Source organism: Azospirillum sp. A29 (assembly GCF_042604625.1).
Lineage (GTDB): Bacteria > Pseudomonadota > Alphaproteobacteria > Azospirillales > Azospirillaceae > Azospirillum > Azospirillum palustre.
Genome location: NZ_CP170466.1, coordinates 1206671 through 1220000, shown reverse-complemented (window position 1 = coordinate 1220000; position 13330 = coordinate 1206671). Strand labels below are relative to the sequence as shown.

The window sequence follows — 13330 nt, the reverse complement described above, 5'->3', positions numbered from 1 at the left end:
ATTCAAGCCCTTCATCTACGCCAAGCTGGAGCTGTACGGCCTCGCCTCCACCATCAAGGCCGCGAAGCGGATGGTCGAGAAGGAGCGTCCCGAGGTGTGGGACATCCTGGAAGAGGTCATCCGCGAGCATCCGGTGATGCTGAACCGTGCGCCGACGCTGCACCGTCTCGGCATCCAGGCGTTCGAGCCGACGCTGATCGAAGGCAAGGCGATCCAGCTGCACCCGCTGGTCTGCACCGCCTTCAACGCCGACTTCGACGGCGACCAGATGGCCGTGCACGTCCCGCTGAGCCTTGAGGCCCAGTTGGAAGCGCGCGTCCTGATGATGTCGACCAACAACATCCTGTCGCCCGCCAACGGCAAGCCGATCATCGTGCCGTCTCAGGACATCGTGCTCGGCATCTATTACATCTCGATGGATCGCCCGAGCGAGAAGGGCGAGAACATGGTGTTCGCTAACGTCTCGGAAATCGAGCAGGCGCTGAACGCCAAGGTTCTGTCGATCCATGCGAAGATCAAGGCGCGCTATGTCGGTGTGGACGACGAGGGCAACGAGCTGATCAGCATCGTCGAGACGACGCCGGGCCGCATGCTCCTGTCGGAGCTGCTGCCGCGCCACCCGAAGGTGCCGTTCTCGCTGATCAACCGCGTCCTGACCAAGAAGGACGTCGGCAACGTCATCGATGCCGTCTATCGCCACTGCGGTCAGAAGGAGACGGTGATCTTCGCCGATCGCCTGATGAAGCTCGGCTTCGGCCACGCCTGCCGCGCCGGCATCTCCTTCGGCAAGGACGACATGGTCATCCCCGTCGCCAAGGAAAAGCTGGTCAACGAGTCGAAGGAGCGGGTGAAGGAGTTCGAGCAGCAGTATCTCGACGGCCTGATCACCCAGGGCGAGAAGTACAACAAGGTCGTCGACGTCTGGTCGGAATGCACCGAGAAGGTCGCCTCCGAGATGATGAAGGCGATCTCGACCACCGAAGCCGGCAAGCCGGTCAACTCGGTGTACATGATGGCCCACTCCGGTGCGCGTGGTTCCGCCGCGCAGATCCGTCAGCTGGCCGGCATGCGCGGCCTGATGGCCAAGCCGTCGGGCGAGATCATCGAGACGCCGATCATCTCGAACTTCAAGGAAGGCCTGACCGTGCTGGAGTACTTCAACTCCACCCACGGTGCCCGCAAGGGTCTGGCCGATACCGCCTTGAAGACGGCGAACTCCGGTTACCTCACCCGCCGTCTGGTCGACGTCGCGCAGGACGCGATCATCGTCGAGCATGATTGCGGCACCGAGCGCGGCATCACCGTCAAGGCGGTGATCGACGGCGGCGAGGTCATCAGCCCGCTGGGCGACCGCATCCTCGGCCGCACCGTGGTCGGGGCGGTGATCGACCCGCTGAACGGCGAGCTGATCGTCGAGGACGCCGGCCTGATCGACGAGCCGACGGTCGACCGCATCGAGCGGTCGGGCATCGACTCGGTCAAGATCCGCTCGGTCCTGACCTGCGAGACCCGCGACGGCGTCTGCGCCAAGTGCTACGGCCGTGACCTGGCCCGCGGCACGCTGGTCAACACCGGTGAAGCGGTCGGCGTCATCGCGGCGCAGTCGATCGGCGAGCCGGGCACCCAGCTGACGATGCGTACCTTCCACATCGGTGGTGCGGCGCAGCGCGGTGCCGAGCAGAGCCAGATCGAGGCGGCGTTCGAAGCGACGGTGCGGATCAACAACCGCAACGTCGTCATGAACTCCTCGGGCATTCCGGTCGTCATGGGCCGCAGCACCGAAGTGATCCTGCTCGATGAGCAGGGCCGCGAGCGGGCGCGTCACCGCGTGCCGTACGGTGCCAAGCTGCTGGCCGACGAGGGCGTGAAGGTCGAGCGGGGCGCCAAGCTGGCCGAGTGGGACCCCTACACCCTGCCGATCATCACCGAGCGCGCCGGTACCGCCCGCTACATCGACCTCGTGGAAGGTATCTCCATGCGCGAGGTGATGGACGAGGCCACCGGCATCAGCTCCAAGGTGGTGGTCGACTGGCGTCAGCAGCCGCGCGGTGCCGATCTGAAGCCGCGCATCGCGCTGGTGGACGACCGCGGCGAGCTGATCACCCTGCCGAACGGACTGGAAGCCCGCTACTTCATGTCGGTGGACGCCATCCTGTCGGTGGAGAACGGTGCCGAGGTCCGGGCCGGCGACGTGCTGGCGCGTATCCCCCGCGAGTCGTCCAAGACCCGCGACATCACCGGCGGTCTGCCGCGCGTGGCCGAGCTGTTCGAGGCGCGTCGTCCGAAGGACTTCGCCATCATCTCGGAGATGAGCGGCCGCGTTGAATTCGGTAAGGATTACAAGACCAAGCGCCGCATCGTCGTCCGCAACGACGAGAGCGGTGACGAGAAGGAGTATCTGATCCCGAAGGGCAAGCACATCTCCGTGCAGGAGGGTGACTATGTCGAACGCGGCGATCTGCTGATGGACGGCAACCCGGTGCCGCACGACATCTTGGCGGTGATGGGTGTGGAGGCCTTGGCCGACTACCTGATCAACGAAATCCAGGACGTCTATCGACTGCAGGGCGTGAAGATCAACGACAAGCACATCGAGGTGATCGTTCGCCAGATGCTGCAGAAGGTCGAGATCACCGACGCCGGCGAGACCACCTTCCTGGTGGGCGAGCAGGTCGATCGCCAGGAGTTCGACGAGGAGAACGAGAAGACCGTCGCCGAAGGCTTGCAGCCGGCGCACGGCCACCCGGTTCTTCAGGGCATCACCAAGGCCAGCCTGCAGACGCGCTCCTTCATCTCGGCCGCGTCGTTCCAGGAAACCACCCGCGTCCTCACGGAAGCGGCCGTCGGCGGCAAGGTCGACAATCTGGAAGGCCTCAAGGAGAACGTCATCGTCGGCCGCCTGATCCCGGCCGGCACGGGCTCGGTGGTGAACCGTCTGAAGCTGATCGCCGCCGAGCGTGACCGTGAGGCGGCCCTGGAGGCCGGCGCGCCGGAGGAAACTCCGGCCCTGCCGACCCCGGGCGAGGAAAGCTCCGCGGCCTGATCGGTCGGAGCGATCGAGTAGGGAAGGGGGCGCGTTCCGCAGGGGACGTGCCCCTTTTTCTTTGGGCCTTGCGGATTGCGAGTCGGGGCGCCTGCAAGCTTTAATACCGTCCTTGACTCTCTTCCGGCCTTTCCCTAAAGTCCGCGAACTTCAAAGGCCGCCGGGGCTCTCCGTGCGTCCGCTTGAATCCACCGATCCCGCCGATCGGAGTCCTCCGGTCGGCTTTCGCTCATTCAGCCCGCTCGGAACGGCAACGTTTCGCAGGCGGGCTTTTGCTTCGTCCGGCTCGTCCGGCCGAGTGATCTTGAAGGGATGAAGGGCAGATATGCCGACGATCAACCAGTTGATCCGTAAGCCGCGTGAGCCGTTGGCCGCGCGCAACAAGGTTCCCGCGATGGAGGCCTGCCCGCAGAAGCGTGGCGTCTGCACTCGCGTTTACACCACCACCCCGAAGAAGCCGAACTCGGCGCTCCGTAAGGTCGCCCGCGTTCGTCTGACGAACGGCTTCGAGGTGACGAGCTACATCCCTGGTGAGGGCCACAACCTCCAGGAACACTCGGTGGTCATGATCCGCGGCGGTCGTGTGAAGGATCTTCCCGGCGTTCGCTACCACATCATTCGCGGCACGCTGGATACCCAGGGCGTCAAGGATCGTAAGCAGCGTCGTTCGAAGTACGGCGCGAAGCGTCCGAAGTAAGGAGAACTCACGATGTCCCGTCGTCATCGCGCCGAGAAGCGTGAAGTCCTGCCGGACGCCAAGTATGGCGACCGCGTCCTGACGAAGTTCATGAACTGCCTGATGTTTGACGGCAAGAAGTCGTCGGCTGAAAGCATCGTCTATGGTGCGCTCGGCCGTATCGAGGTCAAGACCAAGAACGATCCCGTTCAGGTCTTCCACGATGCCCTCGCCAACGTGAAGCCGCACCTCGAAGTGCGTTCGCGTCGCGTCGGTGGTGCGACTTATCAGGTTCCGGTCGAGGTCCGTTCGGACCGCGCCCAGGCCCTGGCCATCCGTTGGCTGATCAGCGCCGCCCGCGCCCGCTCGGAAAACACCATGACCGAGCGTCTGTCGGGTGAGCTGCTCGACGCCGCCAGCCAGCGCGGCACTGCCGTGAAGAAGCGCGAAGATACGCACCGTATGGCGGAAGCCAACAAGGCGTTCTCGCACTACCGCTGGTAAGGTTAACGCCTGTCCTGGTGATTTTGCATGCCCCGCTCGCACGCCCTCGACCGTTATCGCAACATCGGCATCATGGCTCACATCGATGCCGGCAAGACGACGACGACCGAGCGCATCCTGTTCTATACCGGCAAGTCCTATCGCATGGGCGAGGTCAATGACGGCACAGCCGTCATGGACTGGATGGAGCAGGAGCAGGAGCGGGGCATCACCATCACCTCGGCGGCAACGACCTGTTTCTGGCGCGACCACCGCATTAACATCATCGATACGCCCGGCCACGTGGATTTCACCATCGAGGTCGAGCGGTCGTTGCGCGTTCTGGATGGCGCCGTTGCCATCTTCGACGCGGTTGCGGGGGTCGAACCCCAGACCGAGACCGTGTGGCGGCAGGCCGACAAGTACGGCGTGCCGCGCATGGCCTTCGTCAACAAGATGGACCGCGTCGGCGCGGACTTCGACGGCTGTGTCGCCATGATGGCCGACCGCCTGGGCGTCAAGCCGCTGATCGTTCAACTCCCTATCGGCAGCGAGGCTGGCTTCTCCGGCATCGTCGATCTGGTTGCGATGCGCGCCACGATCTGGAAGGCCGAAACGCTCGGCGCCGAATTCCAACACACCGAAATTCCCGAGGATCTGGCCGGACCGGCTGCAAACGCCCACCAGGCGCTGCTGGACGCCGTGCTCGACCTCGACGAGGCGGCGATGGCCGCCTATCTCGAGCGCGGCGAGGAGCCGACGCCCGACGCGCTGCGCGCGTTGGTCCGCAAGGGCACGATTGCCGGTGTCATGGTTCCTGTGCTGTGCGGGTCCGCCTTCCGCAACAAGGGCATCCAGCCGATGCTGGACGCCGTGGTCGACTATCTGCCGGCACCCAACGACATCGGTGCGGTGACGGGCCATGCGGTGGGTGGCGACCGGGCGGAAGAGCGGGCTGCCAACGACAGCGCGCCCTTCTCGGGTCTCGCCTTCAAGGTGATGAACGACCCCTATGTCGGGACCCTCACCTTCTGCCGCATCTATTCCGGTACCGTCAGCGTCGGCGATTCGCTGCTGAACCCGGTCAAGGGTGAGCGCGAAAAGATCGGCCGCATGCTGTTGATGCACGCCAACAGCCGTGAAGAGATCGAGCGCGCCCACACCGGCGACATTGTGGCCTTCGCCGGTCTGGAGCACACGGCGACCGGCGATACGCTGTGCGATCCTACCAAGCCCATCGTGCTGGAGCGTCTGGACGTTCCCGAGCCCGTAATCGAGATCGTGGTCGAACCGCGCACTGAGGCCGATCACGACAAGATGGCGGCGGCATTGAACCGCCTCGGCCACGAGGATCCCTCGTTGCAGGTCACCGTCGACCGCGAAAGCGGCCAGACCGTGATCCGCGGCATGGGCGAACTGCATCTCGACATCATTGTCGACCGCATGAGGCGTGAGTTCCGCGTCGATGCGGCCGTCGGCGCGCCCAAGGTCGCCTATCGGGAGACCGTGCTGCGCTCGGCCGAGGTCGACCATATCCACGCCCGGCAGACCGGCGACCGCGCCCAGTTCGCGCGCGTGACGCTGAAGCTGGAGGCGCTTGACCGCGGTGCCGGCTTCGTCTTCGAGAACCGGGCGGCTGGCCTGCCGCGCGAGTTCGTCGCCGGCGTGCAGAAGGGCCTGGAGGCCGCGAAGGACAGCGGCGTCGTCGCCGGCTACCCGGTGGTGGACGTCAAGGCGACCTTGACCGGCGGCGAGGCGCACGATGTCGACTCCTCGCCGCTCGCCTTTGAACTCGCGGCACGGACCGCCTTCCGCGAGGCTATGACAAAAGCCGCTCCGGCGCTGTTGGAACCGCTGATGCGGGTCGAAATCATCACGCCGGACGACTATATGGGCGACGTCATCGGTGACCTGAACGGTCGCCGGGGACAGATCACCGGCATGGACCAGCGCGGCAACGCACGAATCGTCACGGGACTGGTTCCCTTGGCGGCCATGTTCGGCTATGTGAACTCCCTGCGCTCCATGAGTCAGGGCCGCGCGCAGTACAGCATGCAGTTCGACCATTATGAGCCGGTGCCACAGGCCATCGCGGACGGCGTCCGCGCCAAGGTGGCCTGAAGACCGCTGGAACGATTGAGAAACGGAGAGACCACCCCATGGCGAAGGCAAAGTTCGAGCGGAACAAGCCGCACTGCAACGTTGGCACGATCGGCCACGTCGACCACGGCAAGACGTCGCTGACGGCGGCGATCACGAAGGTGCTGGCGGAGTCCGGCGGCGCGACCTTCACCGCTTACGACCAGATCGACAAGGCGCCGGAAGAGAAGGCGCGCGGCATCACGATCTCGACGGCGCACGTCGAGTACGAGACGTCGAACCGCCACTACGCGCACGTCGACTGCCCGGGCCACGCCGACTACGTGAAGAACATGATCACGGGCGCCGCCCAGATGGACGGCGCGATCCTGGTCGTGTCGGCCGCCGACGGCCCGATGCCGCAGACCCGCGAGCACATCCTGCTGGCGCGCCAGGTCGGCGTTCCGGCGCTGGTGGTGTTCATGAACAAGGTCGACATGGTCGACGATCCGGAGCTGCTTGAGCTGGTCGAGCTGGAAGTTCGCGAGCTTCTGTCGTCCTACCAGTTCCCGGGCGACGACATTCCGATCACCAAGGGTTCGGCGCTGTGCGCTCTGGAAGACCGTCAGCCGGAGATCGGCCGTGACGCCGTCCTGGCGCTGATGAAGACGGTCGACGAGTACATCCCGCAACCGGAGCGTCCGGTCGACCGTCCGTTCCTGATGCCGATCGAAGACGTGTTCTCGATCTCGGGCCGCGGCACGGTTGTGACCGGCCGTGTCGAGCGTGGCATCGTGAAGGTCGGCGAGGAAGTCGAGATCGTCGGTCTGAAGGCAACGGTCAAGACGACGGTGACCGGCGTTGAAATGTTCCGCAAGCTGCTCGACTCCGGGCAAGCCGGCGACAACATCGGCGCTCTGCTGCGCGGCACGAAGCGCGAGGACGTCGAGCGCGGCCAGGTTCTGGCCAAGCCGGGTTCGATCACCCCGCACACCAAGTTCAAGGCCGAAGCCTACATCCTGACGAAGGAAGAGGGCGGCCGCCACACCCCGTTCTTCACGAACTACCGTCCGCAGTTCTACTTCCGGACGACGGATGTGACGGGCATGGTTGCGCTGCCGGAAGGCGTCGAGATGGTGATGCCGGGCGACAATGTCGCCATGGAAGTGACGCTGATCGCCCCGATCGCCATGGACGAAGGCCTGCGTTTCGCCATCCGCGAGGGTGGCCGCACCGTCGGCGCCGGCGTCGTTGCCAAGATCGTCGAGTGATGACCCATCCGGCGGCCGCCGCCAAGCGGTCGCCGGAGGTGGACGGGTAGGGCGTCGGGAGCGATCCCGCCGTCGGATGTAAGAGACGGACCGTCTTCCCCGCGCGAGCAGGAAGGGCGGCCCGCCCGGTTCTAGCCATCGGGCGTCGGTGTTCGGAGCCGTCCGCCTGTCAACCCAGCTTCCTCCGATCCGGGGGGAGATTCAGGATTGACACGCGGGCGCTGAACGCCTAGAGATTACGCCCTCTGGATTTTGGGTTGGTGGTAGGCAGCTTCGGCCTAGACGCAGCCCGAGACGAACGGCACGGCGCGCCTCCACGGGAGGCGCGCCGTCTGCTGATCGGAACATCCCCTCAGCGCTTCTCGCGCAGGGGATGTTCTTTTTCGTATCGGCCCGTCACATCGGTCACAGCGTCGCCCGTCGGCCCCCGTTTCGGTGGTTCGGCGCGCGGCCTTGCGCTGTCGGCGATGCCCCGAAGCTAGCTCGTGGAGTTCCGGTGACGCGTCCGCGTCATCGCTAGAAGGTGCAAGGGACGTTTGGACATGGACAGCCAGAACATCCGCATCCGTCTGAAGGCGTTCGATCATCGCGTGCTCGACCAGTCGACCAGCGAGATCGTCAACACCGCCAAGCGGACCGGCGCGCGCGTGCGGGGCCCGATCCCCCTGCCGACGCACATCGAAAAGTTCACCGTGAACCGTTCGCCGCACATCGACAAGAAGTCGCGCGAGCAGTTCGAGATCCGCACCCACAAGCGCCTGCTCGACATCGTCGATCCGACGCCGCAGACCGTGGATGCGCTCATGAAGCTCGACCTCGCCGCCGGCGTCGACGTCGAGATCAAGCTCTGATTTTGGTTGGTAAGGGACCTCTCCGGTAATCGGATGTCCCTGGTCAGGAGATAAAGAACAATGCGATCCGGTTTGATCGCGCAGAAGGTCGGCATGACCCGCGTCTTCACGGACGACGGCCAGCATGTTCCGGTCACTGTGCTGAAAGTCGACAGCTGCCAGGTCGTCGCCGTTCGCACCGAGGAAAAGGATGGCTACACCGCCGTCCAGCTCGGCGCGGGCGCCATCAAGGTCAAGAACGTCAACAAGCCTGAGCGCGGGCATTTCGCCAAGGCGCGTGTGGAGCCCAAGCGCAAGCTTGTCGAGTTCCGCGTCGATGCCGATGCCCTGATCGAGGTCGGTGCCGAGCTGTCGGTGTCGCACTTCGTCGCCGGCCAGTTCGTCGACGTCACCGGCACCTCCATCGGCAAGGGCTTTGCCGGTGCGATGAAGCGCTGGAACTTCGGTGGTCTGCGCGCCACGCACGGCGTGTCGGTGTCGCACCGCTCGCACGGTTCGACGGGTAACCGTCAGGATCCCGGCAAGGTCTTCAAGAACAAGAAGATGGCCGGTCATCTCGGCGACGAGCGGGTCACGGTCCTGAACCTTCAGGTCGTGTCCGTCGACGAAGCCCGTGGTCTGATCCTGCTCAAGGGTGCCGTCCCCGGCGCCGAGGGCGGTTGGCTGCGCATCCGTGACGCCGTCAAGAAGAAGGCTCCGGAAGGCCTGCCCTTCCCGGCCGGCATCAAGACTGCTCCGGCGGCGGAAGCCCCGGCCGAGACGCAGGAGTGAGCGCCATGAAGGCCACGATCAAGAATCTGAACAACGAAGCCGTCGGCGAGATCGAGCTGTCGGACGCCGTGTTCGGTCTGCCGGCCCGCACCGACCTGCTGGCCCGCATGGTGAACTGGCAGCTGGCCAAGCGCCGCTCCGGCAACCACAAGACCAAGGGCATCAGCGAGATCAGCGGCACGACCAAGAAGCCCTATGGGCAGAAGGGCACCGGCCGCGCTCGTCAGGGCTCCATCCGTTCGCCGCAGTTCCGCGGCGGTGCGACCATCTTCGGGCCGGTGGTGCGTTCGCACGCCCACGACCTGACCAAGAAGGTCCGCAAGCTGGCGCTCAAGACCGCCCTGTCGGCCAAGGCCGCCGAGGGCAAGCTGATCGTCCTGGAGGCCGCGGCCGCCGAGACGCACAAGACCAAGGAACTGGCGGCCCGTCTCGCCACCCTCGGCCTGACTTCGGCGCTGATCATCGATGGCTCGAACCTGGACGACAACTTCGCCAAGGCTTCGCGCAACATCCCGCTGATCGACGTGCTGCCGGAGCAGGGTGCGAACGTCTACGACATTCTCCGCCGCGACACGCTGGTCCTGACCCGCAACGCGGTCGAGCAACTGGAGGCTCGCCTGAAATGAGCAAGCAGTCGAAACCTGCGGTGAGCCAGGAGCGGATGTACGACCTGATCCTCGCTCCCGTCATCACCGAGAAGTCGACGTTGGTGTCGGAGCATAACCAGGTCACGTTCCGCGTGCCGCTCACGGCCTCCAAGCCGGAGATCAAGGCCGCCGTTGAAGGTCTCTTCAACGTCAAGGTGACCGCGGTCAACACCCTGGTTTCCAAGGGCAAGACCAAGCGGTTCCGCGGCACCATCGGCCGTCGCTCGGACTTCAAGAAGGCCGTCGTCACCCTCGCCGAGGGTAACAAGATCGACGTGACCACGGGCATCTGAGCGGGAGTGTGATCCGATGGCTCTGAAGCAATACCGCCCGATTACTCCCTCGCTCCGCCAGCTGGTCATTGTCGACCGCTCGGAGCTGTGGAAGGGCAAGCCGGTCAAGACCCTCACCGAGGGCCTGACCAAGTCTGGTGGCCGCAACAACACCGGCCGCATCACTGCGCGCCGCATGGGTGGCGGTCACAAGCGTACCTACCGTCTGGTGGACTTCAAGCGTCGCAAGTTCGACGTTCCGGCCACCGTCGAGCGGCTGGAATACGATCCGAACCGCACGGCCTTCATTGCGCTGATCAAGTACCAAGATGGGACCCTGTCCTACATCCTGGCGCCGCAGCGCCTGAAGGTCGGCGACACCGTGATCTCCGGCGAGCGCACCGACGTGAAGCCCGGCAACGCGATGCCGCTGAAGAACATCCCGGTCGGTTCGATCGTGCACAACGTCGAGCTGAAGGCCGGCAAGGGTGGTCAGGTGGCTCGTTCCGCCGGTACCTACCTGCAGCTGGTCGGCCGCGACGGCGGCTACGCCCAGCTGAAGCTGCCGTCCGGCGAGCTGCGCATGGTTCGTGGCGAGTGCATGGCCACCCTGGGTGCCGTGTCCAACCCGGACCAGATGAACACCAACCTTGGCAAGGCCGGTCGCAACCGCTGGCTGGGCAAGCGTCCGTCGGTCCGTGGCGTCGCCATGAACCCGATCGACCACCCGCACGGTGGTGGTGAGGGTCGCACCTCGGGCGGCCGTCATCCGGTCACGCCGTGGGGCAAGCCGACCAAGGGCAAGAAGACTCGTCACAACAAGAAGACGGATGGCCTGATCCTGCGCCGCCGTCATTCGAAGTAAGGAGGTCGAACGATGGCACGCTCCGTTTGGAAGGGCCCGTTCGTCGACGGCTATCTGCTGAAGAAGGCGGACAAGAGCCGGGCTTCGGGCCGCAACGAGATCATCAAGATCTGGTCGCGTCGTTCGACCATCCTGCCGCAGTTCGTCGGTCTGACGTTCGGCGTCTACAACGGCCACAAGTTCCTGCCGGTTCTGGTTACCGAGCACATGATCGGTCACAAGTTCGGCGAGTTCGCTCCGACGCGGACCTTCTATGGCCACGCGGCGGACAAGAAGGCGAAGAGGAAGTAAGCCATGGGCAAGTCTGCCAATCCCAGCCGGATCGCGGAGAACGAGGCTCTGGCCCGCAATCCGATGATCCGCACCAGCCCGCGGAAGCTCAACCTCGTCGCCCAGCTCATCCGGAACATGGATGCCAGCCGTGCCGTGGCCGAGCTGACCTTCTCCAAGCGCCGCATCGCCGGCGAAGTGAAGAAGGTCCTGCAGGCCGCGATCGCGAACGCCGAGAACAACCACCAGCTCGACGTCGACCGCCTGTACGTGTCGTCGGCGACGGTCGGTCGCGCTCTGGTGATGAAGCGCTTCCACGCCCGTGCCCGCGGTCGTGGCGCCCGGGTCGAGAAGCTGTTCAGCAACCTGACGATCATCGTCCGCGAGCGTGACGCCGCCGTTGCCGAGGGGGCCGAGTAATGGGTCAGAAAATCAATCCGATCGGGCTGCGCCTCGGCATCAACCGGACCTGGGACAGCCGTTGGTTCGCCAAGCGCGACTACGCCAATCTGCTGCACCAGGACCTGAAGCTGCGTGGCTATCTGCAGGGTCGCCTGCAGCAGGCCGGTTGCTCGCGCGTCGTCATCGAACGTCCGGCCAAGAAGGCCCGCATCACCATTCACTCGGCTCGTCCGGGCGTGGTGATCGGCAAGAAGGGCGCGGACATCGAGAAGCTGCGTCTTGAGTTGTCGAAGATGACCGGCAGCGAGGTGAGCCTGAACATCGTCGAAATCCGCAAGCCGGAAATCGACGCTCGCCTCATCGCCGAGAACATCGCCAGCCAACTCGAGCGCCGTGTGGCATTTCGTCGCGCCATGAAGCGCGCCGTGCAGTCCGCCATGCGTCTGGGCGCCCAGGGCATCCGGATCAACTGCTCGGGCCGTCTCGGCGGTGCGGAAATCGCCCGCATGGAGTGGTACCGCGAAGGCCGCGTTCCGCTGCACACCCTGCGCGCCGACATCGATTACGGTGTTGGCACCGCCAAGACCACCTACGGCACCTGCGGTGTCAAGGTGTGGGTGTTCAAGGGCGAGGTCATGGCTCACGACCCGATGGCGCAGGACAAGCGCATGGGTACCGAGCCGGTGTCGACCGACGGCGAGCCGCGCCGTGATCGGCACGATCGCCGCGACCGTCGCGAGCGCTCCGAGCGCTCCGAACGCGAGTAAAGGGGCCGAGCGATGCTTTCTCCCAAGCGCACGAAATTCCGTAAGGCCCACAAGGGCCGCATCCACGGCAACGCCAAGGGCGGCACCGCCCTGAATTTCGGCTCCTTCGGCCTCAAGGCTCTGGAGCCGGAGCGCATCACCGCGCGTCAGATCGAGGCGGCCCGCCGCGCGATCACCCGTGCGATGAAGCGTCAGGGCCGCGTCTGGATCCGCATTTTCCCGGACCTCCCCGTCTCCACCAAGCCTGCCGAAGTCCGCATGGGCTCCGGTAAGGGTTCGCCGGAGTACTGGGCGGCTCGCGTGAAGCCGGGCCGCATCCTGTTTGAGCTGGACGGCGTGCCGGCAGATGTGGCAAAAACCGCCTTCGCTCTGGCGGCCGCGAAGCTGCCGATCAAGGTGAAGCTGGTGACCCGCCTGGGCGGTGTCGAGGAGACCGCGGCATGAAGGCCGTAGACATTCGTACGAAGAGCGCGGACGAGCTGAACGATCAGCTCATCCAGCTCAAGAAGGAACAGTTCAACCTGCGTTTCCAGAGGGCCTCCGGCCAGCTGGAGAACACCGCGCGGGTGAACACGGTGCGCCGCGACATCGCCCGCATCAAGACCATCCTCGGCGAGCGTGCCCGCTCCGCCGACGCCGGCAAGTAAGGGGGATCATCCATGCCTCGCCGCGTTCTGCAGGGCACGGTGGTCAGCGACAAGTGCGACAAGACCGTTACGGTTCTTGTCGAGCGCCGTGTCATGCACCCCGTGTACAAGAAGTTCATTCGTCAGTCGAAGAAGTACGCCGCCCACGACGAGGGCAACCAGTTCAAGGTCGGCGATACCGTTTCGATCATCGAATGCCGCCCGATCTCGAAGTCCAAGCGTTGGACGGTCGTGACGGAGTCCGCCGCCGACAGCGGCGCCGCGTGATAACGAAAGGTCATAAACA

16 protein-coding genes (1 of these 16 only partly in view) are annotated in these 13330 nt (G+C 65.0%); all 16 read left to right on the top strand.

Annotation, left to right across the window (positions count from 1 at the left end; translation table 11 throughout):
• A protein-coding gene (rpoC, locus tag ABNQ38_RS20635; RefSeq protein WP_377809973.1) for a DNA-directed RNA polymerase subunit beta' crosses the window boundary here: on the top strand, window positions 1-3043 show its 3' portion. It extends 1130 nt beyond the left edge of the window; 3043 of the gene's 4173 nt are visible here — the last part of the coding sequence; the start codon falls outside the window, past its left edge; the stop codon is at window positions 3041-3043.
• A gap of 325 nt (window positions 3044-3368) precedes the next feature.
• On the top strand, window positions 3369-3740 hold the full coding sequence (rpsL, locus tag ABNQ38_RS20630; RefSeq protein ID WP_012973201.1) for a 30S ribosomal protein S12: 372 nt from the start codon (window positions 3369-3371) through the stop codon (window positions 3738-3740).
• 12 nt (window positions 3741-3752) lie between these two features.
• Complete coding sequence (gene rpsG, locus ABNQ38_RS20625; RefSeq protein ID WP_098740496.1) at window positions 3753-4223, top strand: 30S ribosomal protein S7; 471 nt, start codon at window positions 3753-3755, stop codon at window positions 4221-4223.
• Between the two features lie 27 nt (window positions 4224-4250).
• Window positions 4251-6323: an elongation factor G gene (fusA, locus tag ABNQ38_RS20620; RefSeq protein WP_377809972.1), complete on the top strand. Its 2073-nt coding sequence runs from the start codon at window positions 4251-4253 to the stop codon at window positions 6321-6323.
• Window positions 6324-6361: 38 nt separating this feature from the next.
• Entirely contained in the window at window positions 6362-7552 is a 1191-nt protein-coding gene (gene tuf / locus ABNQ38_RS20615; protein ID WP_109051341.1) for an elongation factor Tu, read from the top strand.
• Window positions 7553-8094: 542 nt separating this feature from the next.
• Entirely contained in the window at window positions 8095-8403 is a 309-nt protein-coding gene (rpsJ, locus tag ABNQ38_RS20610; protein WP_012973204.1) for a 30S ribosomal protein S10, read from the top strand.
• A gap of 60 nt (window positions 8404-8463) precedes the next feature.
• A complete protein-coding gene (rplC, locus tag ABNQ38_RS20605; RefSeq protein ID WP_098740494.1) occupies window positions 8464-9174 on the top strand; it encodes a 50S ribosomal protein L3 in 711 nt (236 codons plus the stop codon).
• Between the two features lie 5 nt (window positions 9175-9179).
• Window positions 9180-9800, top strand: a complete 621-nt coding sequence (gene rplD, locus ABNQ38_RS20600) for a 50S ribosomal protein L4 (protein ID WP_109051340.1) — start codon at window positions 9180-9182, stop codon at window positions 9798-9800.
• The gene (locus tag ABNQ38_RS20595; RefSeq protein WP_012973207.1) at window positions 9797-10114 is read left to right on the top strand and encodes a 50S ribosomal protein L23; all 318 of its coding nucleotides are present in this window, start codon (window positions 9797-9799) and stop codon (window positions 10112-10114) included. Before rplD ends, ABNQ38_RS20595 begins: the two co-directional genes overlap by 4 nt.
• Window positions 10115-10130: 16 nt before the next feature.
• The gene (gene rplB, locus ABNQ38_RS20590) at window positions 10131-10958 is read left to right on the top strand and encodes a 50S ribosomal protein L2 (RefSeq protein ID WP_098740492.1); all 828 of its coding nucleotides are present in this window, start codon (window positions 10131-10133) and stop codon (window positions 10956-10958) included.
• A 12-nt stretch (window positions 10959-10970) separates the two neighbouring features.
• Window positions 10971-11249: a 30S ribosomal protein S19 gene (rpsS, locus tag ABNQ38_RS20585; RefSeq protein ID WP_012973209.1), complete on the top strand. Its 279-nt coding sequence runs from the start codon at window positions 10971-10973 to the stop codon at window positions 11247-11249.
• Between the two features lie 3 nt (window positions 11250-11252).
• Window positions 11253-11648: a 50S ribosomal protein L22 gene (gene rplV / locus ABNQ38_RS20580; protein WP_014246892.1), complete on the top strand. Its 396-nt coding sequence runs from the start codon at window positions 11253-11255 to the stop codon at window positions 11646-11648.
• Entirely contained in the window at window positions 11648-12397 is a 750-nt protein-coding gene (gene rpsC / locus ABNQ38_RS20575) for a 30S ribosomal protein S3 (RefSeq protein WP_098740491.1), read from the top strand. Before rplV ends, rpsC begins: the two co-directional genes overlap by 1 nt.
• 12 nt (window positions 12398-12409) lie before the next feature.
• The gene (gene rplP / locus ABNQ38_RS20570) at window positions 12410-12841 is read left to right on the top strand and encodes a 50S ribosomal protein L16 (protein WP_014246894.1); all 432 of its coding nucleotides are present in this window, start codon (window positions 12410-12412) and stop codon (window positions 12839-12841) included.
• Window positions 12838-13044, top strand: a complete 207-nt coding sequence (gene rpmC, locus ABNQ38_RS20565) for a 50S ribosomal protein L29 (RefSeq protein WP_098740490.1) — start codon at window positions 12838-12840, stop codon at window positions 13042-13044. The genes rplP and rpmC overlap by 4 nt, the downstream gene beginning before the upstream one ends.
• A 12-nt stretch (window positions 13045-13056) precedes the next feature.
• Window positions 13057-13311 carry a 30S ribosomal protein S17 gene (rpsQ, locus tag ABNQ38_RS20560; RefSeq protein ID WP_042694099.1) on the top strand — a complete coding sequence of 85 codons (255 nt, stop codon included), beginning with the start codon at window positions 13057-13059 and terminating at the stop codon, window positions 13309-13311.
• Window positions 13312-13330: the final 19 nt, after the last annotated feature.